The sequence below is a fragment of the Rhizobium sp. AG855 genome, from assembly GCF_003610655.1.
Taxonomy (GTDB): Bacteria; Pseudomonadota; Alphaproteobacteria; order Rhizobiales; family Rhizobiaceae; genus Allorhizobium; species Allorhizobium wuzhouense.
In genome coordinates this window covers 2,001,643-2,028,176 of record NZ_RAQG01000003.1, presented here as the reverse complement: position 1 = coordinate 2,028,176, position 26,534 = coordinate 2,001,643, and the positions used below count along the sequence as shown (strand labels likewise).

At 61.6% G+C, this 26,534-nt stretch carries 25 protein-coding genes, 3 tRNA genes and 1 riboswitch; of the genes, 26 read left to right on the top strand and 2 right to left on the bottom strand.

Features of this window, described 5'->3' with window-relative positions; genetic code table 11:
* The first annotated feature begins 118 nt into the window (after nt 1–118).
* The 3 genes from hupB (at nt 119) to DFO46_RS09985 (ending at nt 3,998) form a co-directional block, all read left to right on the top strand.
* Nucleotides 119–394, top strand: coding sequence for a DNA-binding protein HupB (gene hupB / locus DFO46_RS09995; RefSeq protein WP_006727558.1), 276 nt, complete (start codon nt 119–121; stop codon nt 392–394).
* Between the two features lie 135 nt (nt 395–529).
* A riboswitch (FMN riboswitch) is annotated at nt 530–688 on the top strand.
* Nucleotides 689–820: 132 nt separating this feature from the next.
* Nucleotides 821–1,720, top strand: a complete 900-nt coding sequence (locus tag DFO46_RS09990; RefSeq protein ID WP_110793389.1) for a DMT family transporter — start codon at nt 821–823, stop codon at nt 1,718–1,720.
* Nucleotides 1,721–1,799: 79 nt separating this feature from the next.
* On the top strand, nt 1,800–3,998 hold the full coding sequence (locus DFO46_RS09985) for an esterase-like activity of phytase family protein (protein WP_120277168.1): 2,199 nt from the start codon (nt 1,800–1,802) through the stop codon (nt 3,996–3,998).
* 84 nt (nt 3,999–4,082) lie between these two features.
* Here the strand turns inward: DFO46_RS09985 and DFO46_RS09980 are convergent, their stop codons facing one another.
* A complete protein-coding gene (locus DFO46_RS09980; protein ID WP_120277167.1) occupies nt 4,083–5,069 on the bottom strand; it encodes an aldo/keto reductase in 987 nt (328 codons plus the stop codon).
* Nucleotides 5,070–5,199: 130 nt separating this feature from the next.
* On the opposite strand from DFO46_RS09980, the gene DFO46_RS09975 reads away from it, so the two are divergent.
* The 8 genes from DFO46_RS09975 (at nt 5,200) to DFO46_RS09940 (ending at nt 14,360) form a co-directional block, all read left to right on the top strand.
* Nucleotides 5,200–5,364 (top strand): DUF2256 domain-containing protein, encoded by a 165-nt coding sequence (locus tag DFO46_RS09975; RefSeq protein WP_110793386.1) that lies wholly within the window; start codon nt 5,200–5,202, stop codon nt 5,362–5,364.
* Nucleotides 5,365–5,420: 56 nt separating this feature from the next.
* A complete protein-coding gene (locus DFO46_RS09970) occupies nt 5,421–6,758 on the top strand; it encodes an MFS transporter (RefSeq protein WP_120277166.1) in 1,338 nt (445 codons plus the stop codon).
* Between the two features lie 120 nt (nt 6,759–6,878).
* Entirely contained in the window at nt 6,879–8,288 is a 1,410-nt protein-coding gene (locus DFO46_RS09965) for a UDP-glucose/GDP-mannose dehydrogenase family protein (protein ID WP_120277165.1), read from the top strand.
* A gap of 102 nt (nt 8,289–8,390) precedes the next feature.
* Nucleotides 8,391–9,128, top strand: a complete 738-nt coding sequence (locus DFO46_RS09960) for a GntR family transcriptional regulator (protein ID WP_120277164.1) — start codon at nt 8,391–8,393, stop codon at nt 9,126–9,128.
* Between the two features lie 74 nt (nt 9,129–9,202).
* Entirely contained in the window at nt 9,203–10,345 is a 1,143-nt protein-coding gene (locus DFO46_RS09955) for a Xaa-Pro peptidase family protein (RefSeq protein ID WP_120277163.1), read from the top strand.
* Nucleotides 10,346–10,465: 120 nt separating this feature from the next.
* Nucleotides 10,466–11,368, top strand: coding sequence for a dihydrodipicolinate synthase family protein (locus tag DFO46_RS09950; RefSeq protein WP_110793381.1), 903 nt, complete (start codon nt 10,466–10,468; stop codon nt 11,366–11,368).
* 238 nt (nt 11,369–11,606) lie between these two features.
* Nucleotides 11,607–13,508, top strand: a complete 1,902-nt coding sequence (locus DFO46_RS09945; RefSeq protein WP_120278203.1) for a hypothetical protein — start codon at nt 11,607–11,609, stop codon at nt 13,506–13,508.
* Between the two features lie 108 nt (nt 13,509–13,616).
* The gene (locus tag DFO46_RS09940; protein ID WP_120277162.1) at nt 13,617–14,360 is read left to right on the top strand and encodes an NYN domain-containing protein; all 744 of its coding nucleotides are present in this window, start codon (nt 13,617–13,619) and stop codon (nt 14,358–14,360) included.
* A gap of 11 nt (nt 14,361–14,371) precedes the next feature.
* Here the strand turns inward: DFO46_RS09940 and DFO46_RS09935 are convergent.
* Nucleotides 14,372–14,447 (bottom strand) — tRNA-Val (locus tag DFO46_RS09935).
* 338 nt (nt 14,448–14,785) lie between these two features.
* Here DFO46_RS09935 and DFO46_RS09930 point away from each other — a divergent pair.
* The 15 genes from DFO46_RS09930 (at nt 14,786) to DFO46_RS09860 (ending at nt 26,505) form a co-directional block, all read left to right on the top strand.
* Nucleotides 14,786–14,862: transfer RNA gene (locus DFO46_RS09930), tRNA-Asp, on the top strand.
* A gap of 62 nt (nt 14,863–14,924) precedes the next feature.
* Nucleotides 14,925–15,001: transfer RNA gene (locus DFO46_RS09925), tRNA-Asp, on the top strand.
* 232 nt (nt 15,002–15,233) lie between these two features.
* Nucleotides 15,234–15,599, top strand: a complete 366-nt coding sequence (locus tag DFO46_RS09920; RefSeq protein WP_062277786.1) for an NADH-quinone oxidoreductase subunit A — start codon at nt 15,234–15,236, stop codon at nt 15,597–15,599.
* Nucleotides 15,590–16,171, top strand: a complete 582-nt coding sequence (locus DFO46_RS09915) for an NADH-quinone oxidoreductase subunit B (protein WP_054150616.1) — start codon at nt 15,590–15,592, stop codon at nt 16,169–16,171. The genes DFO46_RS09920 and DFO46_RS09915 overlap by 10 nt, the downstream gene beginning before the upstream one ends.
* A gap of 19 nt (nt 16,172–16,190) precedes the next feature.
* Nucleotides 16,191–16,790 (top strand): NADH-quinone oxidoreductase subunit C, encoded by a 600-nt coding sequence (locus DFO46_RS09910; RefSeq protein ID WP_110793363.1) that lies wholly within the window; start codon nt 16,191–16,193, stop codon nt 16,788–16,790.
* Nucleotides 16,791–16,843: 53 nt separating this feature from the next.
* A complete protein-coding gene (locus DFO46_RS09905; protein WP_120277161.1) occupies nt 16,844–17,203 on the top strand; it encodes a four helix bundle protein in 360 nt (119 codons plus the stop codon).
* Between the two features lie 76 nt (nt 17,204–17,279).
* A complete protein-coding gene (locus DFO46_RS09900; RefSeq protein ID WP_120277160.1) occupies nt 17,280–18,470 on the top strand; it encodes an NADH-quinone oxidoreductase subunit D in 1,191 nt (396 codons plus the stop codon).
* Entirely contained in the window at nt 18,470–18,715 is a 246-nt protein-coding gene (locus tag DFO46_RS09895) for a hypothetical protein (protein ID WP_110793360.1), read from the top strand. Before DFO46_RS09900 ends, DFO46_RS09895 begins: the two co-directional genes overlap by 1 nt.
* An 18-nt stretch (nt 18,716–18,733) precedes the next feature.
* Nucleotides 18,734–19,858, top strand: coding sequence for an NADH-quinone oxidoreductase subunit E (locus tag DFO46_RS09890; protein WP_120277159.1), 1,125 nt, complete (start codon nt 18,734–18,736; stop codon nt 19,856–19,858).
* An 11-nt stretch (nt 19,859–19,869) separates the two neighbouring features.
* Entirely contained in the window at nt 19,870–21,174 is a 1,305-nt protein-coding gene (gene nuoF, locus DFO46_RS09885; RefSeq protein WP_110793358.1) for an NADH-quinone oxidoreductase subunit NuoF, read from the top strand.
* 13 nt (nt 21,175–21,187) lie between these two features.
* Entirely contained in the window at nt 21,188–21,934 is a 747-nt protein-coding gene (locus DFO46_RS09880; protein ID WP_120277158.1) for a 5' DNA nuclease, read from the top strand.
* A gap of 142 nt (nt 21,935–22,076) precedes the next feature.
* Nucleotides 22,077–24,158, top strand: a complete 2,082-nt coding sequence (gene nuoG / locus DFO46_RS09875) for an NADH-quinone oxidoreductase subunit NuoG (protein ID WP_120277157.1) — start codon at nt 22,077–22,079, stop codon at nt 24,156–24,158.
* Between the two features lie 12 nt (nt 24,159–24,170).
* A complete protein-coding gene (gene nuoH / locus DFO46_RS09870) occupies nt 24,171–25,214 on the top strand; it encodes an NADH-quinone oxidoreductase subunit NuoH (protein ID WP_110793356.1) in 1,044 nt (347 codons plus the stop codon).
* 39 nt (nt 25,215–25,253) lie between these two features.
* On the top strand, nt 25,254–25,745 hold the full coding sequence (gene nuoI / locus DFO46_RS09865; RefSeq protein ID WP_120277156.1) for an NADH-quinone oxidoreductase subunit NuoI: 492 nt from the start codon (nt 25,254–25,256) through the stop codon (nt 25,743–25,745).
* Nucleotides 25,746–25,890: 145 nt separating this feature from the next.
* The gene (locus DFO46_RS09860) at nt 25,891–26,505 is read left to right on the top strand and encodes an NADH-quinone oxidoreductase subunit J (RefSeq protein ID WP_110793354.1); all 615 of its coding nucleotides are present in this window, start codon (nt 25,891–25,893) and stop codon (nt 26,503–26,505) included.
* Nucleotides 26,506–26,534 lie beyond the last annotated feature (29 nt).

The following is a 26,534-nucleotide window of genomic DNA, read 5'->3' as shown; positions in this document are numbered from 1 at the left end:
AACGGCTTGTTTTCCGGGCCTTTCGGGTGCTTTTGAGTTGCGAAGGGCAGAAGCATTCGTATTCTCCGCCCGACTTAATCTTTTGAGTCGTTTCATACCAATCAGAAAGGGTGGAAACATGAACAAGAACGAACTCGTATCCGCGGTCGCCGAGAAGGCTGGCCTCACCAAGGCTGACGCAGCCTCTGCCGTTGATGCCGTTTTTGAAACGGTCCAGGCCGAGCTGAAGAACGGCGGCGACATTCGTCTCGCTGGCTTCGGCGCCTTCACCGTCGCCCGTCGCGAAGCCTCCAAGGGCCGCAACCCGTCCACCGGCGCTGAAGTCGATATCCCGGCTCGCAACGTTCCGAAGTTCACGGCCGGCAAGGGCCTGAAGGACGCTGTCAACAGCTGATCCGTCATGACCGTCGCCACCCTACGGCGCGATGGTCAGCTGACGCCTATGAAGCCCGGCCTCGTGCCGGGCTTTTTTTGTTGCCTTGCACCGCATGAGAACCTGTCTTATCTCTGTCGTGCCGGATCTTCCGGCATTCGTTCTCAGGGCGGGGTGCAATTCCCCACCGGCGGTAAGGGGGTATCCCCAAGCCCGCGAGCGCCTGCCCATCTCCCGGTAACGGGAAGGGGAGGGTCAGCAGATCCGGTGTGATTCCGGAGCCGACGGTTATAGTCCGGATGAAAGAGAATGAGGTCAGGTGGTGATGCCAGAACCGGGCGACCGGTGAGGCGTCCCTGCTGCGTTTCGCTTCCCGTCCGGGGAGGGGTTCCGTCGTCCTCGTCTGTCCTGGTTTGTGTTGGTCCTTTTGGAAAAAGGAAAAATGACATGAATCAGAGCTCCGTGTCGCTCTTGCGTTCCCGCGCCGTCCTTGGTGCAGGTTTCATGGTTCTTGCTGGCATTGCCTTTGCCGCGCTCAATGTCGTGACCCAATGGCTGGCCATGACGCTTCACTTCCCGCCGGCCTCGACCGCCTTCTGGCAATATGGCTTTGCCCTCGTCCTCTCGCTGCCGCTGCTCTTCCGCCTTGGCTTCAAGGCCATGAAGACCGCTTATCCTGTCCGGCACATCCTGCGCGTGGTGCTGGCAGCCTTCGGTGTCCAGGCCTGGGTGACGGGCCTCGCGACCGTGCCGATCTGGCAGGCAATCGCACTGGTCATGACCTCGCCTTTCTTCATCATCATCGGCGCCCGTCTCTTCCTCGGCGAAACGGTCGGTCGCGACCGCTGGCTGGCGACGCTGGCGGGCTTCACGGGCGCCATGATCATTCTGCAGCCCTGGTCGGACACCTTCACTCTCGCCGCACTCCTCCCTGTGCTTTCCGCGCTGCTCTGGGGCGGCTCTTCGCTGATCATGAAGAACCTCACCCATTACGAGGCGCCTGAGACGGTGACCGTCTGGCTGCTCGTGCTTCTGACGCCGATCAATTTCGGGCTTGCTGCCGCCTCGGGCTTCGTCGTTCCAGAGGGGCTGGCGCTCTGGCTCCTCCTCGCGGCGGGTTTGCTCACGGCGGTTGGCCAGTACCTGCTGACGCTTGCCTACAACGCCGCGGATGCGGCTTACGTCCAGCCCTTCGACGACCTGAAGCTGCCGCTCAATGTCTTTGCCGGCTGGCTGGTCTTCGGTTACGCGCCGAGCGGTTATCTCTGGCTCGGCGCCGTGCTGATCCTCGGCGCGTCACTCTTCCTCATGCTTCGGGAAGCCCGTCGCGAAACAAGCCAGGGGTGATTTAGTCGCCTGTCATGCGCCTGTAATCCGAGTGACGCAAAAGCCTCCTGTTCCATTCTTCGGCAACAGGAGGTTTTCCATGACATCAGGTCTTACTCGCGCGGCTCTGACCGCCGCACTTCTGGCCTCGGTCACCATGCCGGCGGCAGCCGAGCAGGTCTTCAACCGCATCGCCGCCTTCCCGGTCGCGACCAATCTTCCGGCCGACAAGGACAAGCTCGCGGCGACGTCAGCCGAGATCGTCACAGCCACGGAAGACGGCAACATGCTGATCTATTCCGACAGCCCGCTCGGTGCGATCGGCTTCGTTGACATCACCGACGCCAAGGCCCCGAAGGCCGCCGGCGCCCTGATGATGGGTGGTGAGCCGACGTCTGTTGCCGTTGCCGGATCGAAGGTCCTCGCTGGCGTCAATACCTCTGAGAGCAAGGCCAATCCGTCCGGCAAGCTTGTCGTCGTCGACATCGCCACCAAGGCGGTTGAATCGAGCTGTGACCTTGGCGGCCAGCCGGACTCGGTCGCTGTCTCCAAGGACAAGAGCTTTGTCGCTGTTGCCATCGAGAACGAGCGCGACGAGGACGTCAATGATGGTGACCTGCCGCAGATGCCGGCCGGCGATCTCGTCATCGCATCGCTGAAGGACGGCATCGTCGATTGCGCCTCGATCAAGCACGTTGCCCTGACCGGCCTGGCCGAGATCGCGCCTGATGATCCGGAACCGGAATTCGTCTCGATCAACAGCCTCGGCGAGATCGCCGTCACGCTTCAGGAAAACAACCACATCGCCATCGTCGACGGCAAGACCGGCGAGGTGAAGGCCCACTTCTCCGCCGGCAAGGTGGATCTCGCCGGTATCGACACCAAGTCGGACGGCGCGCTGAAGTTCACCGGCAGCAAGGAAGGCGTTCTTCGCGAGCCGGATGCCGTGAAGTGGCTTGATGACAACCGTATTGTCATCGCCAATGAGGGCGACTGGAAGGGTGGCTCGCGCAGCTTCACCATCTTCGACAAGACCGGCAAGGAACTTTACGAATCCGGTCCGTCGCTCGAACTCGCCATTGCCCAGATCGGCCATTTCCCCGACAAGCGCGCCAAGTCCAAGGGCGTTGAACTCGAAGGCCTGGAAACCGCAACCTTCGGCGATCAGAAGTATTTCTTCGTGCTCTCCGAGCGTGGCTCGATCGCCGCCGTCTACAAGGATACCGGCGCCGATCCGGAACTCGTCCAGCTGCTGCCGTCCGGCATCTCGCCGGAAGGCGCTGTCGCCGTCCCGGGCCGCAACCTGCTCGCGACCGCCAACGAACTCGACCTCGGCGAAGACGGCGGCGTGCGCTCGCATGTGATGCTCTATGAACTGGCGGACGGCACGCCCGCTTATCCGATGCTCCGTTCCGAGATCGTCGACGGCGCGCCGATCGGCTGGGGTGCGCTCTCGGGTCTCGTCGGCGATGCCGAAAAGGCCGGCCAGCTCTACGCCGTCAATGACAGCTTCTATTCGGCCCAGCCGACGATCTTCAAGATCGACGCCAGCCAAAAGCCGGCGGTCATCACCAAGGCCCTGCCAATTCTGCGCGGCGGCCAGCCGGCCCAGAAGCTCGACATCGAAGGCATCACGCTGGACGGCAAGGGCGGCTTCTGGCTGGCCTCCGAAGGCGATGCCGCAAAGCTCGTCGGCCACGGCATCTACAATGTCGACGACAAGGGTGAGATCAAGGCCGAGATCGGTTTCCCGACCGAACTTTTGGCCGGCCAGACCCGCTTCGGCCTCGAAGGCATCACGAGCGTCGGCGAGGGCGACGACATGACGCTCTGGATGGCCGTGCAGCGCGAATGGGGTGACGACGACAAGGGCATGGTCAAGCTCCTGTCCTACAATCCGAAGTCCAAGGAATGGGGCGCTGTCCATTATCCGCTGGAAAAGGCTGGCGAAGGCTGGGTCGGCCTGTCCGAAATCACCGCTCATGACGGCAAGCTCTACATCGTCGAGCGTGACAATCAGGTTGGCGACAATGCCAAGCTGAAGAAGCTCTACTCGGTCGATATCGCTGATCTGAAGCCCGCCAAGATCGGCGAAGCGCTGCCTGTCGTCACCAAGCAGGAAGTCCACGACTTCCTGCCCGACCTGAAGGCTGCGACCAATGGCTATGTCGTCGACAAGCTCGAAGGTTTTGCCTTCGACGCCAGCGGCAAGGCTTTCGCCGTCACCGACAACGACGGTGTGGATGACTCCTCGGGCGAAACGCTGTTCTGGGAAGTGAACCTGCAGGGCACCAACTGATCGTCAGTTCATAGCTTTCAACGAAAGAGGCCGGGTGATCGCTCACCCGGCCTCCTCTCGTTTGAGACTGTTGCTGTGCGCCGCTTACCAGCGGTGATGCACATGCGGCGCGATCAGCCGGTCATAGGTGTCCTTGGCAGCCGCCATCACATCCGCCGAGATCGCGGGAAGATCGGAAGCCGCCGCATTGGCTTTGGCTTGCTCGCCATTGCGGGCGCCGGGGATCACCACGGTGACTGCCTCATGCATCAGGATCCAGCGCAGCGCAAACTGCGCCATGGAAGCGCCCGCCGGCACCAGCTTGCGGATTTCCTCGACGGCAGCAAGACCCGTCTCGAACGGCACGCCGGCGAAGGTCTCACCGACGTCAAAAGCCTCGCCATTGCGGTTGAAGTTGCGGTGGTCTTCGGCGGCAAACTGCGTGGCAGCCGTGATCTTGCCGGAGAGCAGGCCGCTTGCCAGCGGCACGCGCGCGATGACGGCGACGTTACGGCGCTTGGCTTCCTGGAAGAACAGCCCGGCCGCGCGCTGGCGGAACATGTTGAAGATGATCTGGACCGAGACGACACCCGGATATTCGATCGCCTTCAGCGCTTCCTCGACCTTTTCGACCGACACACCGTAATGCTTGATCTTGCCGGCCTTGCGGATCTCTTCCAGACCTTCGAACATCTCCGGGCGATAGTAGACCTCGGTCGGCGGGCAGTGCAGCTGGACGAGGTCGAGCGTCTCGACGCCTAGGTTCTGCAGCGACCGGTCGATGAAACCTTCGATATTCGCCTTGGTATAGCCATCCGCCACATGCGGATTGAGCCGGCGGCCGGCCTTGGAGGCGACCATCGGACGTTTGCCACCGCGTGCCTTCAAGACCTCCGCGATGATCTTCTCCGAACGTCCATCGCCGTAAACGTCCGCCGTGTCGATGAACGTCATGCCCGCGTCCAGCGCGGCATTCAGCGCCGCCCGGCCGTCGGCTTCGGACACCTCGCCCCAGGAACCTCCGATCTGCCAGGCACCAAAGCCGATATCGCTGACGGTGAAGTCCGTGCGGCCGAAGGAATGCTGTCTCATGTAATGGTCTCTCCCATGTTGTCGCTGTGAGCTAGCAAGTGGGGCAGGGGGTGGCAAGCTTCAACAGGCGTGATGTGATCCGATCGGCGGTGCAGCGCGAAGTGGAGAGGAGAAACCGGACGAAGCCTCGATGCCGAAGATGATCCGCAAGGGTGACCTGCCCACCAAGACCTGCCCCGTCTGCAATCGGCCCTTTGCCTGGCGCCGGAAGTGGGAACGGGATTGGGATCGGGTGGTCTATTGCTCCGACCGCTGCCGTCGGAGTGGAAAACCTTCGACGAATGCCGCCTCCTGACCACGGTGCTTGCCCTTGAGGCCGACGCCGAACCGCAGAGACGAACGGAACCATGCATGACAAATCATGACGAACCGGCCAATGGCCGCCTCGCGCTCTACGCCCTGCCGGCTTTGCCACTCGCGGCCATCGCACTGCCTTTCTACATCGTCGTGCCAACCTTCTACGCGGACAACTTTGGCATTTCGCTTGCCGCAATCGGCGCGCTGCTGCTGGCGATCCGGATGATCGATGCCGTGACCGACCCGATCTTCGGCTGGCTCTCCGACCGGGTGCGCTCGCGCTTCGGAAGGCGCCGGTTCTTCTTCGCGATCTCGACGCCACTGACGGCACTCTCCGCCTTCATGCTGTTCTGGCCGCCCGCCGACGCTGGCATCGTCTATCTCGGCCTCTGGGGCGTGGCTCTCTCGATTGGCGCCACCTGGTCGCTTTTGCCCTACACGGCCTGGGGGGCGGAACTCGCGACCGGTTATCAGGCGCGGGTGCGGCTTTCCGGCTGGCGTGAAAGCGCGACGTTGATCGGCTCTCTGCTCGCGATCACGCTGCCCTTCCTCGGCGGCCTCGACAGCACCACCGGTTTCCATGGCCTCGCCTGGCTGGCGGTTTTCATCGCGATTGCGCTGCCGCTGGCGTCCGCCATCTCCGTCACAACGGTGCCGGAACCCACTGACCTGTCGACGCGCCGGCTGTCGCTGAAGGAAGGTGCCCTGCACCTGCGCCGCAACGGTCCCTTCCTGCGCCTCGCTTCGGCCTTCCTGCTGAACAGCTTTGCCAATGCGGTGCCGGCCTCGCTCTTCATCTATTTCGTTGGACAGCGATTGGGTGCGCCGGAATTGCAAGGCCCTTTGCTATTTACCTATTTTCTGTGCGCCATCGCCGGGGTGCCTCTGTCTGTTGCCATTGCCAGGCGGCTCGGCAAACATCGCGCCTGGTGCCTGGCCATGCTCGCCGCCTGTGCCATCTTCTCGGTCGCCGGTTTCCTGGGGGAGGGGGACGTGATCCCCTTTGCGGTGGTCTGTGTCACCACCGGCCTGCTGCTCGGCTTCGATCTCACTTTGCCGCCGGCAATCCAGGCGGATGTCATCGACAACGATACCTTCGCGTCGGGCGAGCAGCGCTCCGGTCTCTATTTTGCCGCCTGGAGCTTCATCACCAAATTTTCCGTGGCGCTTTCGGCCGGCGTGGTTTTCCCGCTGCTGGGTCTTGCCGGCTTCGTCGGCGATCAAGCGGCAACGCAGACGCCGACAGCGCTCTCGACCCTCGGCGCCCTCTACGCGTTCCTGCCCATCCTGCCCAAGCTCGCGGCCATTGCGATCATGTGGAACTTCTCGCTCGACGAGGCCGCACACACACAGTTGCGCAAGAGCCTGAGAGCGTCAGCGGACAAGCCTTAATTCATCGCCAGATTCCCTTCCAACGCGGTCCGGGTGGCTGTTTGTCATCGGGACGTCGCGTATTTCGGCAAATGTGACGGCGTTGGGTCGTAGGTCGATTCTCTGCTGGAAGGGTCACGGATGCGCATTGTGATGATCGGTTCGGGATATGTTGGGCTTGTATCCGGTGCCTGTTTGGCGGCACTGGGTCACGACGTGGTCTGTGTCGACAAGAGCCGCGACAAGATTGAAGCCCTGCAGGCCGGCAAGGTTCCGATCTATGAACCAGGCCTGGAAATGATCATCGCTGACAACTGCGCCGCCGGTCGCCTGCGCTTTTCGGGCGATCTGGTGGGGCCCGTTGCCGCAGCCGATGCCGTCTTCATCGCCGTGGGGACACCGTCCCGGCTGGTCGACGGTCACGCCGACCTCAGCCATGTCTATGCCGCCGCGCGCGAGATTGCGGCCGCTGCCACCGGTTTCACCGTTGTCGTGACCAAGTCGACCGTTCCTGTCGGCACGGGCGACGAGCTGGAGCGGATTTTCAGGGAAGAATTCCCGCAAAAGGACATTGCCGTCGTCTCCAATCCGGAATTCCTCAGGGAAGGGGCGGCCATTTCCGATTTCAGACGTCCGGATCGCATTGTGGTGGGATCGGACGACGAGCGGTCCACCGACGTCATGCGCAACGTCTACGAGGCACTGAACCTCAAGGAGACGCCGCTTTATTTCTGCGAGCGCCGCACGGCCGAACTGATCAAATATGCCTCCAACGCCTTTCTTGCGATGAAGATCACCTTCATCAACGAGATGGCCGACCTCTGCGAAGAGCTCGGCGCCGACGTGCAGAAGGTTGCCAAGGGCATGGGCATGGACCGCCGCATTGGCGACAAGTTCCTGCAGGCCGGTCCCGGCTTCGGGGGATCCTGTTTCCCCAAGGATACGCTCGCCCTGGTCAAGACCGCGCAGGATTACGACCGGCCGCTGAAGCTGATCGAAACCACGGTCGCGATCAATGAAAACCGCAAACGCGCCATGGGGCGACGGGTCATTGCTGCCTGTGAGGGCAGCGTGCGCGGCAAGCGCATCGGCGTTCTCGGCCTGACCTTCAAGCCCAACACGGACGACATGCGGGAGGCGCCTTCGATCGCCATTGTCCGCACCCTGCTTGACGGCGGTGCTGATGTGCATGTCTACGATCCCGCCGGCATGGAGGCTGCAAAAGCGGTCCTGGGCGCTGTCAAATATCGGCGCAATGCCTACGAAGTCGCAGAAGGGGCCGAGGCGCTTGTGCTTGTGACTGAATGGGACCAGTTCAAGTCGCTTGATCTCGCCCGCCTGAAGCAGGTGATGAAGTCTCCTGTCGTCATAGATCTGCGCAATGTCTTTGACGAAGATGAGATGACCCGTCACGGCTTCTCGCTGGTGCCGATGGGGAAGCGTCCGCGCTCTGCCGATCCCGCCCGCACACTGTTTCATGCGGTCCCGCCGGAACTTGCGTGGAATCCCCTCCTGTGGAGCGACGATGCGCCGACGGGCCACCTGGCCTGAGGCTTTCGGCTGAACCCGGACAGTCTTCTATCGTGACGCTTGACTTTCGCTGCCGTTCATCGCTGTGCTTTCTCCCTATCGAGACGGTGCATGGATTGACGGATGGGAATGAACGAGGCGGACTTAGCAGACACCGAGAACGCCAGGGGCGATGGGCCGCGCACACGCGGTTCCGGCACGGAAAGCGTCTATCAGGCGCTGCGCCACGAGATCCTGTCGATGGAACGTGCCCCCGGCAGCCCGCTCGATGAAACCCGGCTGTCCGAACGATTCGGCATGTCGCGCACGCCGATCCGTGAGGCCCTGCTGCGCCTGACCGCAGATGGCCTCGTGACCACGCTGCCCAATCGCAACACCATCGTCGCCACCATCGATTTTTCCAGCCTGCCGACCTATTTCGAAGCGCTCTGCCTAATGTACCGCGTCACCACGCGCGGCGCAGCCTTAAGGCAGGGTGACGCCTGGATGCAGGTGATCAGCGAGCGTCAGCGGGAATTCGCCGCCGCCGTCGAGGCCCAGGACGCCTTTGCCATGATCGAGGCGAACCGCGAATTCCACGTCGCCATCGCCGAGCGGGCCGGCAATTCCTACTACACGACCTTCTTCGCCCGCCTGCTGGACGAAGGGCGGCGTATCCTCAGGCTTTACTACTCGACCTTCGATGACCGTCTTCCCAAACGGTATGTCGAGGAACACGAGGCAATGATCGCGGCCATCCGTGCCGGCGACGCCGAGGAGGCCGATCGGCTGGCAATCGCCCATGGCGAGCAGATCGTCCGGCAGATCCAGGACTATGTTGCCCGCGACTTCGCCAAGGCAACCGCCATCACCGGCCTCTGACCGGTCCGCCATCCATGAATAACAATCTGCCGGCCCCATGGTCGGAGTATCGAATGCATTTCTAAGGACACATCATGACGACCCAAACCCGCCCGCCGCTGATCTCCGATACCGAACGTCTGCAGCGCCTTTCCGCGCTCCGCCTGGCGATGGCAAAGGCCCGTGTCGAGGCCGTGCTTCTCGGCTCCACCGAGAGCCTGCGGTATTTCACCGGTCTTGTCTGGCACCAGAGCGAGCGCTTGGTCGGCGCCGTCGTCTTGCCGGAAAGGCTTGTCTATATCGTCCCGGGCTTCGAGCAGAGCCGCGTCGAGACGCTGCCGCGCCTGGAAGGCGAGATTGCCGTCTGGCAGGAGGACGAGGATAGTGCAGCCCTGGTCGCATCGCTTCTCCCGCATGGCGGAAAGCTTGCCCTTGACGATGCGCTGCCGCTCTTCGTCTATCACGCGCTGGCCCGCGCGCTTGGATCGGAGCGGCTGGTGGACGGCACGCGCATGCTGCGCGACATCAGGCTGTGCAAGTCACCTTCCGAAATTGCCCTGATTGAGTATGCCATGGGTCTGACGCTCGAAGTCCATCGGCGCGCCCATGCCTTCATCCGTCCGGGCATGGCCGCATCGGAGGTCGTGCGTTTCATCGATGCCGAGCACAAGGCGCTGGGTGCTGCCGGCGGGTCGAGCTTCTGCATCGTCTCCTTCGGTGTCGCCACCTCGCTCCCACACGGGGCTGACGGCGAGCAGCACTATACGCCCGGTGACGTGATCCTCGTCGACACCGGCTGCCGCATCGATGGCTACCATTCCGATCTCACCCGCACCTATGTGCTCGACGACCCGACCCCCGACTTCGCCCGCCACTGGGCGATCGAGCGGCAGGCCCAGCAGGCTGTCTTCGATGCAGCGGCCCTCGGCGCCACCTGCGGCAGCCTCGATGATGCCGCCCGTGCCGAGATCGCCCGCCATGGTCTGGGCCCGGATTATCATCTGCCGGGTCTGCCGCACCGCGCCGGTCATGGCCTGGGCCTCGAGATCCACGAGGAGCCCTATATCGTGCGCGCCAACTCCACCCGCCTGAGGCCGGGCATGTGCTTCTCCAACGAGCCGATGATCGTTTTCCCCGATCGCTATGGCATCCGCCTGGAGGATCACATCCATATGACGCAGGAGGGGCCTCAGTGGTTTACCCAGCCGGCGAGCGGACCGGCGGAACCGTTTGCCTGATCCAGTCTTGCCTGTCGAAGCGGCGGGCGTTCTCGTCCGGCAGACGATGCTGAAACACGCCCCTTGCGTCTTGTCGACAATTTGTATATTGAGAATGCACCCACTCAAGAGGAGCTTCCCATGACCACCGGCTGGCACGGCGTTTTCCCCGCCGCAACGACTCAATTCCATGAAGACCTGTCCGTCGATATCGACGCGACGCAGCGCGTGCTGGATGCCCTCGTCAACGACGGCGTCAACGGCCTGATCGTCATGGGTACCTGCGGCGAGAACAACTCGCTCGACCCGGAAGAAAAGCGCACCATCCTGAAGGCAGCCGTCGAAGTCGTGAACGGCCGCGTGCCGGTCGTGACAGGCGTTTCGGAATTCGATACCCGCCGCGCAGCCGCTTACGCCCGTGATGCGGAAAAGATCGGTGCCGATGGCCTGATGGTCCTGCCGGCCATGGTCTATGTGCCGAAGCCCCAGGAACTCGTCGCCCATTTCAAGACGGTGGCCGAAGCGACCGGCCTGCCGATCATGCTCTACAACAACCCGCCGGCCTACCGCGTCAACATCGGTTCGGAAGTGCTCGAAGCCCTTGATGGCGTGAAGAACATCAAGGCCGTCAAGGAAAGTGCGCCGGATCCACGCCGTTTCACCGACCTTCTCAACGCCTTTGGTGATCGCTACGACATCTTCGCCGGCTTGGATGACGTCGCCCTCGAAGGCCTGATGCTCGGCGCAAAGGGCTGGGTCTCCGGTCTCACCAGCGCCTTCCCGGCCGAATCCGTGGCGCTTGTCGCCGCTGCTGACCGTGGCGACTGGATGGAAGCTCGCCGCATCTACCGCTGGTTCATGCCGCTTCTGCATCTCGATGCCGAACACGACCTCGTGCAGTCGATCAAGCTGTCCGAGCAGATCATGGGCCGAGGCTCTGAGCGTGTGCGCATGCCGCGTTTACCGCTTGAAGGTGCCCGCCGTGCCGAAGTCACGGCCATGGTCGAAAAGGCCGCTGCGACCCGTCCGATCGGCGGCAAGTAAGCTCTGCGACAAAGTCTGAAATCTGGCCCGCGTCCTCTCGGTCGCGGGCTTTTTTCGTCTTCCGAACCGAGGGGAGGGGCGGGCAAGGGGCGCGCATTGGGCCGCAGCCTGCGTCTCTGCGACTTTTATAGGGGCAACCCGAATCGGCCGCTTGCATTTCCGTTGAATGTTAACGGAAGCCTTGCCATTGCAGGACCAATGTTCCCCATTCTTCTATCGTTTCTTCGAAGGCACATTCATGACGACTAAAAACACCTGGCGGGCGCGGCTGCGCTACGAGTTCGACAAGAGCATGGCGGGCGGTGCGATCGCCCTGATCGGCTGGCTGGCCCTGATTTCCCTGGTGGTGATCAGCCTGGCCGGCGCCTTCCTCGCGGTGACCGGCATTGCGCCTGAAGGCGGCGAGCCGGTGAGCTTCATCGAAGGCACCTGGGAATCGCTGATGCGGACCTTCGACGCCGGCACGATGGGCGGCGACCAGGGCTGGGGCTTCCGCCTCGTTGCCCTCGTGGTCACGCTTGCCGGTATCTTCGTCTTCTCGGCCTTGATCGGTGTCATCAGCTCGGGTCTCGAAAACAAGCTCGACGAATTGCGCAAAGGTCGCTCGCGCGTTCTTGAAAGCGACCACACCATCATCCTCAACTGGTCGTCGTCGATCTTCGACGTCATCTCGGAGCTTGTCATCGCCAACCAGAGCCGCAGGCGTCCGCGAATCGTCATCATGGCGAACAAGGACAAGGTGGAGATGGAAGACGAGATCGCCACCAAGGTGGGGGATCTCAAGAACACCAAGATCATCTGCCGCAGCGGCGATCCGACCGATCTTTACGATCTCTCCATCGTCAACCCGCACACCTCCCGCTCGATCATCGTTCTGTCGCCCGAAGACGAGGATCCCGACTCGCAGGTAATCAAGTCGGTGCTGGCACTGGTCAACGATCCCGGCCGTCGGCCGGAGCCCTACATGATTGCGGCGGAAATCCGCGAAGCGCAGAACACCGAAGTCGCCCGCATCGTCGGCGGCAAGGAAATGCAGCTCGTGCTCGCCGACGACCTGATCTCGCGAATCGTCGTCCACACCAGCCGTCAGTCGGGCCTTTCGGCCGTTTATACCGAACTGCTCGATTTCGACGGCTGCGAGATCTACACGCTTGCCCAGCCGCAGCTCGAGGGCAAGCCCTTCGGCACGGCCGTCATGTCCTATGAAAACAGCACGCTCATCGGCGTCTGTGACGTGGAGGGCCACATCCACCTCAACCCGTCGCCGAATCGCATCATCGGCCCCGGCGAGCGCCTGGTGATTATTGCGGAAGACGACGCCTCGATCCAGGTCTGGTCCGGCGCCCCACAGATCGCGCAGAGCGCGGTGCGCCCGCCCATCCGCCGCGAAATCCAGCCCGAGCGCACGCTGATCCTCGGCTGGAACCGTCGTGGTCCCGTCATCGCCACCGAGCTTGGCCGATACGTCGCCCCCGGTTCCGTGCTGACGATCGCGGCGAACACGCCGGAATTCGAAGCCGATATCGCCGGCCTGGCGCTGCCCAACGGCAATATGACGGTCCAGCATCACGTCATCGACACCAGCAGCAAGGCGGCACTCGAAGCGCTGGACATCCCTTCCTACGACCACGTGCTGGTGCTGGGTTATAGCGACCACATGGCCATGCAATCGGCCGACACGCGCACCCTGATCACCCTACTGCATCTGCGAAAGATCGCTGAGAGCGCCGGTCTCCACATCAATGTGGTGAGCGAGATGACCGATGTCCGCAACCGCGAGCTCGCCGAGGTCACGCGGGCCGACGATTTCGTCGTCAGCAACAAGCTGGTCAGCTTGATGCTGGCCCAGGCCTCCGAAAACGAGTTCATGGCGGCGATCTTCGATGAACTGCTCGATGTCGAGGGCTCGGAGATCTACATGCGTCCGATGAGCGATTATGTGGATATCGGCCAGCCGGTAAACTTCTTCACAGTCGCGCTCGCAGCACTCCGCCGCGGCGAAATCGCCATCGGCCACCGCCGCCAGCGGGCAGGGGATGCAGATGAGCGCAATCTCGGAGGTGTGACCGTCAACCCGAGCCGCTCGGAGCTGATCGCGTACGCGCCCGATGACATGGTGATTGTGCTGGCGCAGGATTGAGGGGAGGCAGACCTCCTCCATGCCCTTGCAAAACGCGTGTCGATTGGTTGTGATGCAACCAGTCGACGAGGCGCTGGATTGTCCGGCCCTCCTTGAGGGGAGGCGGATATGGCATCCAAAGATAAAACCGACAGGCTGGCCGTCCTGATCGATGCCGAAAATACGTCCAGCAAGATTGCGGGCAGTCTCTTTGCGGAGATTGCCCGCCTTGGTGAGGCGAGCGTGCGCCGAATCTATGGGGACTTCTCCGCCCCTGGCCTCAAGGGCTGGACCGAGACGCTCACCCGATACGCGATTGTCCCACAACAGCAATTTGCTTATACGGCCGGGAAAAATGCGTCCGACATCACGCTTGTGATCGACGCCATGGACCTTCTGCAGAGCAACCGATTCGACGGTTTCTGCCTCGTTTCCTCCGATAGCGACTTCACCAGGCTTGCTTCGCGGATTCGCGAGCAAGGTGCCGATGTCTACGGATTCGGAGACCAAAAGACGTCCGAGAGTTTCCGTCAGGCCTGCAGCCGGTTCATCTATACCGAACTTCTTCCTTCCGAGCCCTCTGCCGATGTCAGCCCAAAGCCGGTTCTCCCGGGAAGTCCTCCCAGCGCGGCCATTCCCATCATAAAGCGGGTTCTGGCTGACATAGACGGCGATGACGGCTGGGTAGCACTGTCTACCCTAGGCGCGCTGCTATCCAATCTGAAATCGGACTTCGATCTCCGCACCTACGGTTCGTCCAAACTGAGCGATCTGGTGAAAAAGACCGGCGCATTCGAGGTGGAGGCAGTGGAGGGCAAAGGCATCCGCGTCAGAACACGAAAACTCAAGCCAAAAAACAAAACTGACAGCTGAGGGAGAAGAAATGGTGGGCGATGAGAGACTCGAACTCCCGACATCCTCGGTGTAAACGAGGCGCTCTACCAACTGAGCTAATCGCCCGTGCGCTGATCGGATCATGTCCGCCGCGTCGGTGGCCGTGATCTATGCGGATCGCGGAAATTCCGCAAGAGTTTTTCTCGGAAATTTTTCTTTTTTTGTGTTCGGGCGTTGAACGAGGTGTGGAAAACGTTTGAGAATCCCGCAAATGCGCCTGCGGCCTGGTGTCGCGAGAAGAGGGGTGTCGGATGGGGCGGGTAAGGGGCTGAGGATTAATTTCGGCCGGTCATGGTTTTGTCTTGAAACCTGCTTGACACCTCCAGATGAACCCCGTAGAGAGCCGCTCAACGACAGGGCAAGCCCGGTCGCCGGGGTTCACTTGGTCCCCTTTTTGGAAATGCGCGGGTGTAGCTCAGTTGGTTAGAGTGCCGGCCTGTCACGCCGGAGGTCGCGGGTTCGAGCCCCGTCACTCGCGCCATTCCAGGAATATCAGGTTTGGACCGTATCTTGCGGTCTTCGTGGGTTATCCCACGGCAATGCGCGGGTGTAGCTCAGTCGGTTAGAGTGCCGGCCTGTCACGCCGGAGGTCGCGGGTTCGAGCCCCGTCACTCGCGCCATTTCTTTCTCCGAGTAAGACGATATATGTGTCTTTGTGCGCTGCGATGCGGTTTGCACAAGACAGGGTTTTTACCCGCTGGTAAGGTGCCCTTCGGTATCGAGTGAAAAGCCTTCCGTTGGACTTGCGCTGGCTGTCCGCCTGCGCTAACCACGGCTCGTTGCAACTCTCTTTCGGCTTGTCGGCTTCGCGCTAAATGCTTTCATGGCATTCGAGACAAGCAGGGTGATATGATGACTGAACTGCTCAGTTCCTACCTTCCGATCGCCATCTTTATCGGTATTTCCCTCGTCATCGGCATCGCGCTTCTCGTGGCGCCCTTTGCCGTGGCCTACAAGGCGCCCGATTCGGAAAAGCTCTCGGCCTATGAGTGCGGCTTCAACGCGTTCGACGATGCACGCATGAAGTTCGACATCCGCTTCTATCTGGTGTCGATTCTCTTCATCATCTTCGATCTCGAAGTCGCCTTCCTGTTTCCCTGGGCCGTGTCCTTCAGTGCGGTTGGCTGGTTCGGTTTCTGGTCGATGATGGTTTTCCTTGGTGTTCTCACCATCGGCTTTATCTATGAATGGAAGAAGGGGGCGCTCGAATGGGAGTGATCCAGTCCGATACGACGATGATCGCGCCGCAGGCGAAGGGCATCATCGATCCCAATACCGGCAAGCCCATCGGCGCCGACGACCGCTTCTTCGGTGAGATCAACAATGAGCTCGCCGACAAGGGCTTTCTGGTCACCTCGACCGACGAGCTGATCAACTGGGCTCGCACCGGTTCGCTGATGTGGATGACCTTTGGTCTGGCCTGCTGCGCCGTCGAGATGATGCAGCTGTCGATGCCGCGTTACGACGCCGAGCGCTTCGGCTTTGCGCCGCGCGCGAGCCCGCGTCAGTCCGACGTGATGATCGTCGCCGGCACGCTGACCAACAAGATGGCGCCTGCACTCCGCAAGGTCTATGACCAGATGCCGGAGCCGCGTTACGTCATCTCGATGGGCTCCTGTGCGAATGGCGGCGGCTACTACCATTATTCCTATTCCGTCGTGCGTGGCTGTGACCGCGTCGTGCCGGTCGATATCTACGTGCCGGGCTGTCCCCCCACGGCAGAAGCTCTGCTTTACGGCGTGATGCTCCTGCAGAAGAAGATCCGGCGCACGGGTACGATCGAGCGGTAAGGCGAAGGGACGAAAAACAATGAGTGAAGCCCTGAACGAGCTCGCTTCCTACCTCGCAGAGGTTCGCGGTGCGCTGATTGCGTCGAGCGAGATCCGCTTCGGCGAGCTGACGCTGACGGCGAAGTCGGAAAACCTGATTTCGCTCCTGACCTTCCTGCGCGACGACGTCCAGTGCGGCTTCGTCAATCTGATCGACATCTGCGGCGCCGACTATCCGACGCGGGAAGATCGCTTTGACGTGGTGTATCACCTGCTGTCGCCCCGCCAGAACCTGCGCATCCGCATCAAGGTCGCAACGGGCGAGTTCAAGCCGGTTCCTTCGGCCTGCTCGGTTTATCCGGGCGCGGACTGGTTCGAGCGCGAAACCTGGGACATGTACGGCATCCTGTTTACCGATCACCCGGACCTGCGCCGCATCCTCACCGACTACGGTTTCGAGGGTCATCCGCTGCGCAAGGACTTCCCCACGACCGGTTTCGTCGAAGTTCGTTATGACGATAGTGCCAAGCGCGTCGTCTACGAGCCGGTCGAGCTCAAGCAGGAATTCCGCAATTTCGACTTCCTCTCGCCCTGGGAAGGCACGGATTACGTGCTGCCCGGCGATGAAAAAGCGAAGTAGTGACGAAGCGAATAGCGAGTAGTGAGTAGCGAATAGAGTGGGAGCGGCAGACGATAAACTCTTACCGTGATTTGAAGGTCTGGCAGGCGGCAATCGAACTCGCTGTCGAATGCTACACGCTGACTGGAAAATTTCCGAAAGAAGAGATTTATGGCCTGACTTCCCAAATCCGAAGAGCGGCGACATCCATCGCTGCAAACATCGCAGAAGGGCATGGTCGCGAGTTGACCGGAAGCTTCCTGCAGTTTCTTCGGATTTCTCAGGGTTCGTCGAAAGAATTGGAAACGCATATGCTCATAGCGCAACGAATCGGCTTGATTGGTGAGTATGAGTTCGGGCAGATGGCCGCACGGTGTGACGAGATCGGACGAATGATCAGAGCACTCATTCGGTCTCTCCAGGAGAAGCAATGAAACGGAACGCAACTATTCGCTATTCGCTATTCGCTATTCGCTGTGATGGCCGAGCGTTTGGTCTGGAGCACCGAGCATGAACGAACACAACGTCCGCAACTTCAACATCAACTTCGGCCCGCAGCATCCGGCGGCGCACGGCGTTCTGCGCCTCGTGCTCGAACTCGACGGTGAAATCGTCGAGCGCGTCGATCCGCATATCGGCCTGCTCCATCGCGGCACCGAGAAGCTGATCGAGACCAAGACCTATCTGCAGGCGCTGCCCTATTTCGATCGTCTCGACTATGTCGCGCCGATGAACCAGGAACATGCCTATTCGCTGGCCGTCGAAAAGCTCCTCGACATCCAGATCCCGATCCGTGGTCAGTTGATCCGCGTTCTCTACTCGGAAATCGGCCGTATTCTCTCGCATCTCTTGAACGTCACCACGCAGGCCATGGACGTCGGTGCGCTGACGCCGCCGCTCTGGGGCTTTGAAGAGCGCGAGAAGCTGATGGTCTTCTATGAGCGCGCCTGCGGGGCGCGCATGCATGCCGCCTATGTTCGTCCGGGCGGTGTTCACCAGGATCTGCCGCACCAGCTGGTCGAGGATATCGGCAAGTGGTGCGACCAGTTCCCGGAAAAGCTCGATGATATCGACGCACTTCTGACCGGCAACCGCATCTTCAAGCAGCGTAACGTCGATATTGGCGTCGTCAGCCTGGATGATTGCTGGGCCTGGGGTTTCTCGGGCGTGATGGTCCGCGGTTCGGGCGCTGCCTGGGACCTGCGCAAGTCGCAACCCTATGAGTGCTACGCCGATCTCGACTTCGACATCATGGTCGGCAAGAACGGCGACTGCTACGATCGTTATCTGATCCGCATGTTCGAAATGCGGGAATCGGTGAAGATCATGAAGCAGTGCGTCAACCGCTTGCTCGGCGACGCCAAGACCGGCCCGGTCTCGTCGCTCGACGGCAAGGTCGTTCCGCCGAAGCGCGGCGAGATGAAGCGCTCGATGGAAGGTCTGATCCACCACTTCAAGCTCTACACCGAAGGCTATCACGTGCCCGCCGGTGAGGTTTATGCCGCTGTCGAAGCCCCGAAGGGCGAGTTCGGCGTCTACCTCGTCTCCGATGGCACCAACAAGCCGTATCGCTGCAAGATCCGCGCTCCGGGTTATGCCCATCTCCAGGCCATGGACTTCATCTGCCGCGGTCATCAGCTTGCAGACGTGTCGGCAATCCTCGGTTCGCTCGACATCGTGTTCGGGGAAGTTGACCGCTGATGCTGAGAGCTTTCGCCGCCATCGTCCTCTGTCTCGCCGCTGCCACATCCGTGGTGGCGCAGGAGAGCGACGCCGTGGCGACGAAGGCAACCGTATCGATGGCCAATCTCATCGAGCAGGGGTATGAGATCAAGAGTTCGTCCTGGACCGGGGCGAAACTCTTCGTATTCCTGCAGAAAGACAATTCGGCCTATGCCTGCGAATTCGCCAATGTGACGAATACGCGGTGTGGTTCCATAAACTGAGACAAGGCGTGAGGAAGTATGTCCGTTCGTCGACTAGCCGAAGAGCAATTCCAGCCCGCAGCATTCTCCTTCAATGCGGAGAATGCCACCTGGGCTGAGGCCACCATCCGCAAATATCCGGCGGGCCGCCAGCAATCGGCGGTCATTCCGCTGTTGATGCGGGCGCAGGAGCAGGAAGGCTGGGTCACCAAGGCGGCGATCGAATATGTCGGCCAGATGCTCGACATGCCTTTCATCCGCGTCCTCGAAGTCGCGACCTTCTACACCCAGTTCCAGCTGAAGCCGATCGGCACGCGCGCCCATATCCAGGTCTGCGGCACGACGCCCTGCATGCTGCGCGGTGCGGAAGACCTGATCCACGTCTGCAAGTCAAAGATCCATCCGGAACCCTTCGAGCGCAATGCGGAAGGCACGCTCTCCTGGGAAGAGGTCGAGTGTCAGGGCGCCTGCGTCAACGCGCCGATGGTCATGATCTTCAAGGATGCCTATGAAGACCTGACGCCGACCCAGCTCGAGCACATCATCGATCGTTTTGCCGCAGGCCGTGGTTCCGACATCAAGCCAGGCCCGCAGGTCGATCGCATTTATTCGGCCCCGGTCGGTGGCCCGACGACGCTCACCGACGACATTCAGCCGATCCGTTTCAACGATGCGCCGGCACCGGCCAAGGCCGAAGAGACCTCCGTTCCGCCGGCGAATGCTGCAAAGCCCGTCACGGATGCGCCGGAAACCGACAAGTCGCTGAAGACGCCGGCGACCGCGAAGAAGGCCGCAGCCGAGAACGTCAAGCAGAAGGGCGACAACGCCGATACCGCACGGCCGGTGGAAAAGGCTGCCGCTGAGGCACCGGCCCCGGTCATGGACGAGAAGAATCGCCCCGCCGGCATCGAGCGTCCGGAAACGCCCGACGATTTGAAGATGATCTCCGGCGTTGGTCCGAAGATCGAAGCGACGTTGAACGGTCTTGGCATCTACAAGTTCGAGCAGGTCGCCAAGTGGAAGAAGGCGGAGCGCGAGTGGGTCGACACCTACCTCAAGTTCTCCGGCCGCATCGAGCGGGACGACTGGGTCAAGCAGGCCAAGGCGCTCGCCAAGGGCGGCGAAGCGGAATACATCAAGGTCTTCGGCAAGAAGCCGCGCTGAGAGGTTAGGTTATGTTGAGAGATCAAGATCGCATCTTCACCAATATTTACGGCCTCAAGGACAAGTCCCTGAAGGGCGCGATGTCGCGCGGCCATTGGGATGGCACCAAGCAGATCCTCGAAAAGGGTCGTGACTGGATCATCAACGAGATGAAGGCCTCCGGCCTTCGTGGTCGCGGCGGCGCAGGCTTCCCCACCGGTCTCAAGTGGTCCTTCATGCCGAAGGAATCGGATGGCCGTCCGCACTACCTCGTCGTCAATGCCGATGAGTCCGAGCCCGGCACCTGCAAGGACCGCGAGATCATGCGTCATGATCCGCACACCCTGATCGAAGGCTGCGTCATCGCCTCCTTCGCCATGGGTGCGCATCATGCCTTCATCTATGTCCGTGGCGAGTTCATGCGCGAGCGCGAAGCCCTGCAGGCCGCGATCGACGAGTGCTACGACTACGGTCTGCTCGGCAAGAACAACAAGCTCGGCTACGACATCGACATCGTCGTGCATCACGGCGCCGGCGCTTATATCTGCGGCGAAGAAACCGCCCTTCTGGAAAGCCTTGAAGGCAAAAAGGGCCAGCCGCGCCTGAAGCCGCCGTTCCCGGCCAATATGGGCCTCTATGGCTGCCCGACCACGGTCAACAACGTCGAATCGATTGCCGTTGCCCCGACCATCCTGCGTCGCGGTGCATCCTGGTATTCGAGCTTCGGTCGCCCGAACAATGCCGGCACCAAGCTGTTTTCGATCTCGGGTCACGTCAACAAGCCGTGCACGGTCGAAGACGCCATGTCGATCACCTTCCAGGAGCTGATTGAAAAGCACTGTGGCGGCATTCGTGGCGGCTGGGACAACCTGCTCGCCGTCATCCCAGGCGGTTCTTCGGTCCCTTGCGTACCGGGCGCCCAAATGAAGGACGCCATCATGGACTATGACGGTCTGCGCGAGCTGGGCTCCGGCCTCGGCACCGCCGCTGTCATCGTCATGGACAAGTCGACCGATATCGTGAAGGCGATCTGGCGCCTCTCGGCTTTCTACAAGCATGAGAGCTGCGGCCAGTGCACGCCGTGCCGCGAAGGCACGGGCTGGATGATGCGCGTGATGGAACGCATGGTGAAGGGCAATGCCCAGAAGCGTGAAATCGACATGCTCTTCCAGGTGACGAAACAGGTCGAAGGCCACACGATCTGTGCGCTCGGTGATGCGGCCGCATGGCCGATCCAGGGCCTGATCAAGCATTTCCGTCCGGAGATGGAAAAGCGCATCGACCAGTACACCCGCAACGCGATCGCCCACGGGGTGGTCATGGAAGCGGCAGAGTAAGGGACAAAAGGCAATGACAAGCTCTTCGGACAAGGGCGGGAAAAAGGGGCCGGACGACGCGGCATCCGAATCTCGTGCGTCCGAAGGTCTGGAAGGCCTGATGACCAATCCGGCGGCCGCCATGGCCGCCGCCACCGCTTTCGGCTTCGGCATGGCGGCGCAGATGAGCAAGCTCTTCCTCGGCTCTATTCAAGGGGCCATGGATTTGACCGGCCAGATTGCGCGGCAGCTGGAGGAGGAACGCAAGGCGGCGGAAGCGAAGCCGGCAACTGAGCCTGAGACCAAGGTCGAGGCGCCGGTTATGAAGGTTGAGCCAGCGCCAGTTCCGGCGAAGGTGAAGGCGGAAAAGCCTGTCGCGCCGAAGGTGAAGGCCAAGGTGGAAGCGCCGGTAAAACCGGTTGCCGCCAAGGTTGAAAAGCCGAAGCCGGCACCGAAGGCAAAGGTGGTCGCGAAACCTGCGGCCGCACCGAAGGGCAAGGCGAAGCCCGCGCCGAAGGTCGAGGTCGCCGCGCCGGCACCGAAGCCGAAAAGGGCCTCCGGCAAGGCCGACGATCTGAAGAAGATCGACGGCATCGGGCCGAAGGTCGAACAGATGCTGAAGGGCAGGGGGATCACCCGCTTCCAGGCTCTGGCTGATATGGACGAGAAGGCGCTGTCCGCGCTGGACACGGAATTGGGTCTCGACGGCCGGGTGCTGCGGGACGACTGGGCAGGCCAAGCGCGCCGGTTGGCGGGCGGCAAGGCTCGGTCAGGCAGTTGAGTTTATGGTCCGGCCGCGCGGGGGCGATGCGTCGGACTTGAGGGATAAAACCGGCGGCTTTCATCCGGTGCGGACGAAGGCTGTCAGTCGGGGCAGAGATGCCACGGCAGGATGCGCGGAAGCGTGAGGCAGGAAGGCGAATATGGCTAAGCTGAAGATCGACGGCAAAGAGATCGAGGTTCCGGATCATTTCACGCTGTTGCAGGCGTGTGAGGAAGCAGGGGCCGAGGTTCCGCGCTTTTGTTTCCATGAACGGCTGTCGGTCGCCGGCAATTGCCGCATGTGCCTTGTCGAGGTGAAGGGCGGCCCGCCGAAGCCGGCAGCCTCCTGTGCCATGGGCGTGCGCGACATCCGTGGCGGCCCGAACGGCGAACTGCCGGAAGTCTACACCAACACGCCGATGGTCAAGAAGGCCCGCGAAGGCGTGATGGAATTCCTGCTGATCAACCACCCGCTGGATTGCCCGATCTGCGACCAGGGCGGCGAATGCGACCTGCAGGACCAGGCCATGGCCTTCGGGATCGATAGCTCGCGCTACACCGAAAACAAGCGCGCCGTCGAAGACAAGTATATCGGCCCGCTGGTCAAGACCGTGATGAACCGCTGCATCCACTGCACGCGTTGCGTCCGCTTCACCACCGAAGTCGCCGGCATTGCCGAACTCGGCCTGATCGGCCGCGGCGAGGATGCCGAGATCACGACCTATCTCGAGCAGGCGATGACGTCGGAGCTTCAGGGCAATGTCGTCGACCTCTGCCCGGTTGGCGCGCTGACCTCCAAGCCCTTCGCCTTCACCGCCCGTCCGTGGGAACTGAACAAGACCGAATCGGTTGACGTCATGGACGCGCTGGGTTCGGCCATCCGCGTCGACACGCGCGGTCGTGAAGTCATGCGCATCATGCCGCGCGTCAACGAGCAGATCAACGAAGAGTGGATCTCCGACAAGAGCCGCTTCGTCTGGGATGGCCTGAAGACGCAGCGCCTCGACCGCCCCTACGTCAAGAAGGATGGTCACCTGCAGCCTGCGACCTGGGCCGAAGCCTTTGCCGCGATCAAGTCGGCTGTTGCCTCGACCTCGGCCGACAAGATCGGCGCCGTCGCCGGTGACCTCGCGTCGGTTGAAGAAATCTTCGCGCTGAAGTCGCTCGTCAATGCGCTGGGGTCTGGCAATACCGACTGTCGCCAGGATGGGACGGCACTTGATCCGTCGCTCGGTCGCTCGACCTACCTCTTCAACACCTCCATCGAAGGCATCGAAGCCGCCGATGCGATCCTCATCGTCGGCGCCAACCCGCGTTACGAAGCGGCCGTCCTGAATGCCCGCATCCGCAAGCGCTGGCGCCGTGGCGGCCTGCCGATCGCGGTGATCGGCGAAGGCGGCGAACTGCGCTATCCCTATGAGTATCTGGGTGCCGGCACCGAGACGCTGGCCGACCTCGTTTCCGGCAAGAACAGCTTCGCCGAAACGCTGAAGGCTGCGAAGAACCCGCTTGTGATCATCGGCCAGGGTGCCCTCGCGGGCGCCGACGGCAAGGCTGTACTCGCGAACGCCGCAAAGCTCGCCCAGGACGTCGGTGCGCTGACCGACGAATGGAATGGTTTCTCGGTTCTGCACACGGCGGCAGGTCGCGTCGGTGCGCTCGACCTCGGCTTCGTTCCGGGCGAGGGTGCCGTAAGCGCCGTCCAGATGCTATCGTCGCTGGACGTGGTCTTCTTGCTCGGTGCAGACGAACTCGACTTTACCGCGAAGACCTCCAAGTGCGTCGTCTATATCGGCAGCCACGGTGACAACGGCGCCCATCATGCCGACGTCATCCTGCCGGGCGCGACCTACACCGAGAAGTCCGGTACCTGGGTCAACACCGAAGGCCGCGTCCAGATGGGCAACCGCGCCGGTTTCGCGCCGGGCGAGGCCCGCGAAGACTGGGCGATCCTGCGTGCACTTTCCGACGTGCTCGGCAAGAAACTGCCGTTTGATTCGCTGTCGCAACTGCGTGCCAAGCTCTATGAAGCCTACCCGCATTTTGCCGATCTCGATGAGGTTGCACCGGGCTCTGTGGCCGATATTGCTGCACTGGCGAAAAAACCCGGTAAGATGGGTAAGTCTCTGTTTGCGTCGCCGGTCAAAGACTTCTATTTGACGAACCCGATCGCGCGCGCTTCGGCCGTCATGGCCGAGTGCTCCGCATTGGCCCGCAACAATTTCAAGGCAGCGGCAGAGTAAGGGCAGGGGACCATGGACAATTTCGTTTCCACCTATGTGTGGCCGGCGGCCATCATGATCGGGCAGTCGCTGCTTCTGCTCGTCTGCCTGCTCGTCTTCATCGCTTACATCCTGCTGGCCGACCGCAAGATCTGGGCAGCCGTCCAGCTGCGCCGCGGTCCGAACGTCGTCGGCCCCTGGGGTCTGTTCCAGTCATTCGCCGACCTTTTGAAGTTCGTCTTCAAGGAGCCGGTCATCCCGGCTGGCGCCAACAAGGGTGTCTTCCTGCTCGCCCCTCTGGTCGCCGTGACGCTGGCGCTCGCAACCTGGGCCGTCATTCCGGTCAGCTCCGGATGGGTGATTGCCAACATCAATGTCGGCATCCTCTTCGTCTTTGCGGTGTCCTCGCTCGAAGTCTACGGCATCATCATGGGTGGCTGGGCTTCGAACTCGAAATACCCCTTCCTGGGAGCCCTTCGTTCTGCAGCGCAGATGGTGTCTTACGAAGTCTCGATGGGCTTCATCATCGTCACCGTGCTGCTCTGCGTCGGTTCGCTGAACCTGTCCGACATCGTCATGGCGCAGACCGATGGTCTCGGCACGCGTCTCGGCCTTCCGGCCTCTTTCCTCGACTGGCACTGGCTGGCGCTCTTCCCGATGTTCGTGATCTTTTTCATCTCGGCATTGGCTGAAACCAACCGTCCGCCCTTCGATCTTCCGGAAGCGGAATCCGAACTGGTTGCCGGCTTCATGGTCGAATACGGCTCCACGCCCTACATGATGTTCATGCTCGGCGAGTATGCGGCGATCGTTCTGATGTGCTCGCTGACCACCATCCTCTTCCTTGGAGGCTGGCTGCCGCCGGTCGATATCGCGATCCTCAACTGGGTCCCGGGTATCATCTGGTTCATCCTCAAGGCGTGCTTGGTCTTCTTCATGTTCGCCATGGTGAAAGCCTTCGTACCGCGCTACCGCTACGATCAGTTGATGCGTCTCGGCTGGAAGGTCTTCCTTCCGCTCTCGCTTGCCATGGTCGTCATTACCGCATTCGTGCTGAAGCTGATGGGTTGGGCATGATCATGCCCGCCCGGATGTTTCGCTGATTAGGAGAACAAGATGGCTGCTTTCACCCAGGCTATCAATTCGCTCTTCCTGAAGGAGTTCGTCGGCGCGTTTTTCCTGTCGATGCGCTATTTCTTCAAGCAGAAGGCCACGATCAACTACCCGTTCGAAAAGGGCCCGGTGTCGCCGCGTTTCCGCGGCGAGCACGCGCTGCGCCGCTATCCGAACGGCGAAGAGCGCTGCATTGCCTGCAAGCTCTGCGAGGCGATCTGTCCTGCCCAGGCCATCACCATCGAGGCCGGCCCGCGCCGCAACGACGGCACCCGCCGCACGGTGCGTTACGACATCGACATGGTGAAGTGCATCTATTGCGGCTTCTGCCAGGAAGCCTGCCCGGTTGACGCGATCGTTGAGGGGCCGAACTTCGAGTTCGCCACCGAGACCCGCGAAGAGCTCTATTTCGACAAGGCTCGCCTGCTCGACAATGGCGACCGCTGGGAACGCGAAATCGCGCGCAACATCGCGATGGACGCACCCTACCGCTGATCCGTCCGGATCACGTCCTGGCGGGCATTCGGCTTCGCCAGGGCAATTGAAGTTTTGTAACGGGCATGCCGGTGGGGATACCGGCCATGCCTTATCGGGCGACGGGGCAGGGCCCACGTCCGGGGGAAGATGAAAAGGCACCACCATGGGTCTTCAGGCTCTCTTTTTCTATCTCTTCGCCTTTATCGCCGTGGCTTCGGCCTTCATGGTGATCTCGGCACGGAACCCGGTCCATTCGGTCCTGTTCCTGATTTTGACCTTTATCAACGCATCCGGCCTTCTGCTTCTCACCGGAGCTGAATTCCTGGCGATGATCCTTCTCGTCGTCTATGTCGGCGCCGTGGCGGTTCTCTTCCTCTTCGTCGTGATGATGCTCGACATCGACTTCACCGAACTTCGGGCAGGGGCGGCCAAGCATGCGCCGATCGCCGCGCTGATCGGTCTGGTGGTGGCGATTGAGCTGATCGTCGTCATCGGCGGCAGCGCGATCAGCCCGGAGGCCAAGCTGGCGATCACCCAGCCGATCCCGGCTGTGGTCGAGCGCCAGAACACCCAGGCGCTGGGTGACGTGCTCTACACGGATTATGTCTTCTTCTTCCAGATCGCGGGCCTCGTCCTGTTCGTCGCCATGATCGGCGCGATCGTGCTGACGCTGCGTCACCGCACCAACATCAAGCGCCAGGATATTTCGGCCCAGGTCGCCCGCACGCCCGAGACTGCCGTTAAGGTGGTCAAGGTCAAGTCGGGCCAGGGCATCTGAAGCGAGCACGAGGTCAAGGAACGTAAATT

What these genes read in the sequence shown, in the direction of transcription:
- hupB (WP_006727558.1), top strand. Translation starts at nt 119, where the DNA reads ATGAACAAGAACGAACTCGTATCCGCGGTCGCCGAGAAGGCTGGCCTC.
- DFO46_RS09990 (WP_110793389.1), top strand. Translation starts at nt 821, where the DNA reads ATGAATCAGAGCTCCGTGTCGCTCTTGCGTTCCCGCGCCGTCCTTGGT.
- DFO46_RS09985 (WP_120277168.1), top strand. Translation starts at nt 1,800, where the DNA reads ATGACATCAGGTCTTACTCGCGCGGCTCTGACCGCCGCACTTCTGGCC.
- DFO46_RS09980 (WP_120277167.1), bottom strand. Translation starts at nt 5,069, where the DNA reads ATGAGACAGCATTCCTTCGGCCGCACGGACTTCACCGTCAGCGATATC.
- DFO46_RS09975 (WP_110793386.1), top strand. Translation starts at nt 5,200, where the DNA reads ATGCCGAAGATGATCCGCAAGGGTGACCTGCCCACCAAGACCTGCCCC.
- DFO46_RS09970 (WP_120277166.1), top strand. Translation starts at nt 5,421, where the DNA reads ATGACAAATCATGACGAACCGGCCAATGGCCGCCTCGCGCTCTACGCC.
- DFO46_RS09965 (WP_120277165.1), top strand. Translation starts at nt 6,879, where the DNA reads ATGCGCATTGTGATGATCGGTTCGGGATATGTTGGGCTTGTATCCGGT.
- DFO46_RS09960 (WP_120277164.1), top strand. Translation starts at nt 8,391, where the DNA reads ATGGGAATGAACGAGGCGGACTTAGCAGACACCGAGAACGCCAGGGGC.
- DFO46_RS09955 (WP_120277163.1), top strand. Translation starts at nt 9,203, where the DNA reads ATGACGACCCAAACCCGCCCGCCGCTGATCTCCGATACCGAACGTCTG.
- DFO46_RS09950 (WP_110793381.1), top strand. Translation starts at nt 10,466, where the DNA reads ATGACCACCGGCTGGCACGGCGTTTTCCCCGCCGCAACGACTCAATTC.
- DFO46_RS09945 (WP_120278203.1), top strand. Translation starts at nt 11,607, where the DNA reads ATGACGACTAAAAACACCTGGCGGGCGCGGCTGCGCTACGAGTTCGAC.
- DFO46_RS09940 (WP_120277162.1), top strand. Translation starts at nt 13,617, where the DNA reads ATGGCATCCAAAGATAAAACCGACAGGCTGGCCGTCCTGATCGATGCC.
- DFO46_RS09920 (WP_062277786.1), top strand. Translation starts at nt 15,234, where the DNA reads ATGACTGAACTGCTCAGTTCCTACCTTCCGATCGCCATCTTTATCGGT.
- DFO46_RS09915 (WP_054150616.1), top strand. Translation starts at nt 15,590, where the DNA reads ATGGGAGTGATCCAGTCCGATACGACGATGATCGCGCCGCAGGCGAAG.
- DFO46_RS09910 (WP_110793363.1), top strand. Translation starts at nt 16,191, where the DNA reads ATGAGTGAAGCCCTGAACGAGCTCGCTTCCTACCTCGCAGAGGTTCGC.
- DFO46_RS09900 (WP_120277160.1), top strand. Translation starts at nt 17,280, where the DNA reads ATGAACGAACACAACGTCCGCAACTTCAACATCAACTTCGGCCCGCAG.
- DFO46_RS09895 (WP_110793360.1), top strand. Translation starts at nt 18,470, where the DNA reads ATGCTGAGAGCTTTCGCCGCCATCGTCCTCTGTCTCGCCGCTGCCACA.
- DFO46_RS09890 (WP_120277159.1), top strand. Translation starts at nt 18,734, where the DNA reads ATGTCCGTTCGTCGACTAGCCGAAGAGCAATTCCAGCCCGCAGCATTC.
- nuoF (WP_110793358.1), top strand. Translation starts at nt 19,870, where the DNA reads ATGTTGAGAGATCAAGATCGCATCTTCACCAATATTTACGGCCTCAAG.
- DFO46_RS09880 (WP_120277158.1), top strand. Translation starts at nt 21,188, where the DNA reads ATGACAAGCTCTTCGGACAAGGGCGGGAAAAAGGGGCCGGACGACGCG.
- nuoG (WP_120277157.1), top strand. Translation starts at nt 22,077, where the DNA reads ATGGCTAAGCTGAAGATCGACGGCAAAGAGATCGAGGTTCCGGATCAT.
- nuoH (WP_110793356.1), top strand. Translation starts at nt 24,171, where the DNA reads ATGGACAATTTCGTTTCCACCTATGTGTGGCCGGCGGCCATCATGATC.
- nuoI (WP_120277156.1), top strand. Translation starts at nt 25,254, where the DNA reads ATGGCTGCTTTCACCCAGGCTATCAATTCGCTCTTCCTGAAGGAGTTC.
- DFO46_RS09860 (WP_110793354.1), top strand. Translation starts at nt 25,891, where the DNA reads ATGGGTCTTCAGGCTCTCTTTTTCTATCTCTTCGCCTTTATCGCCGTG.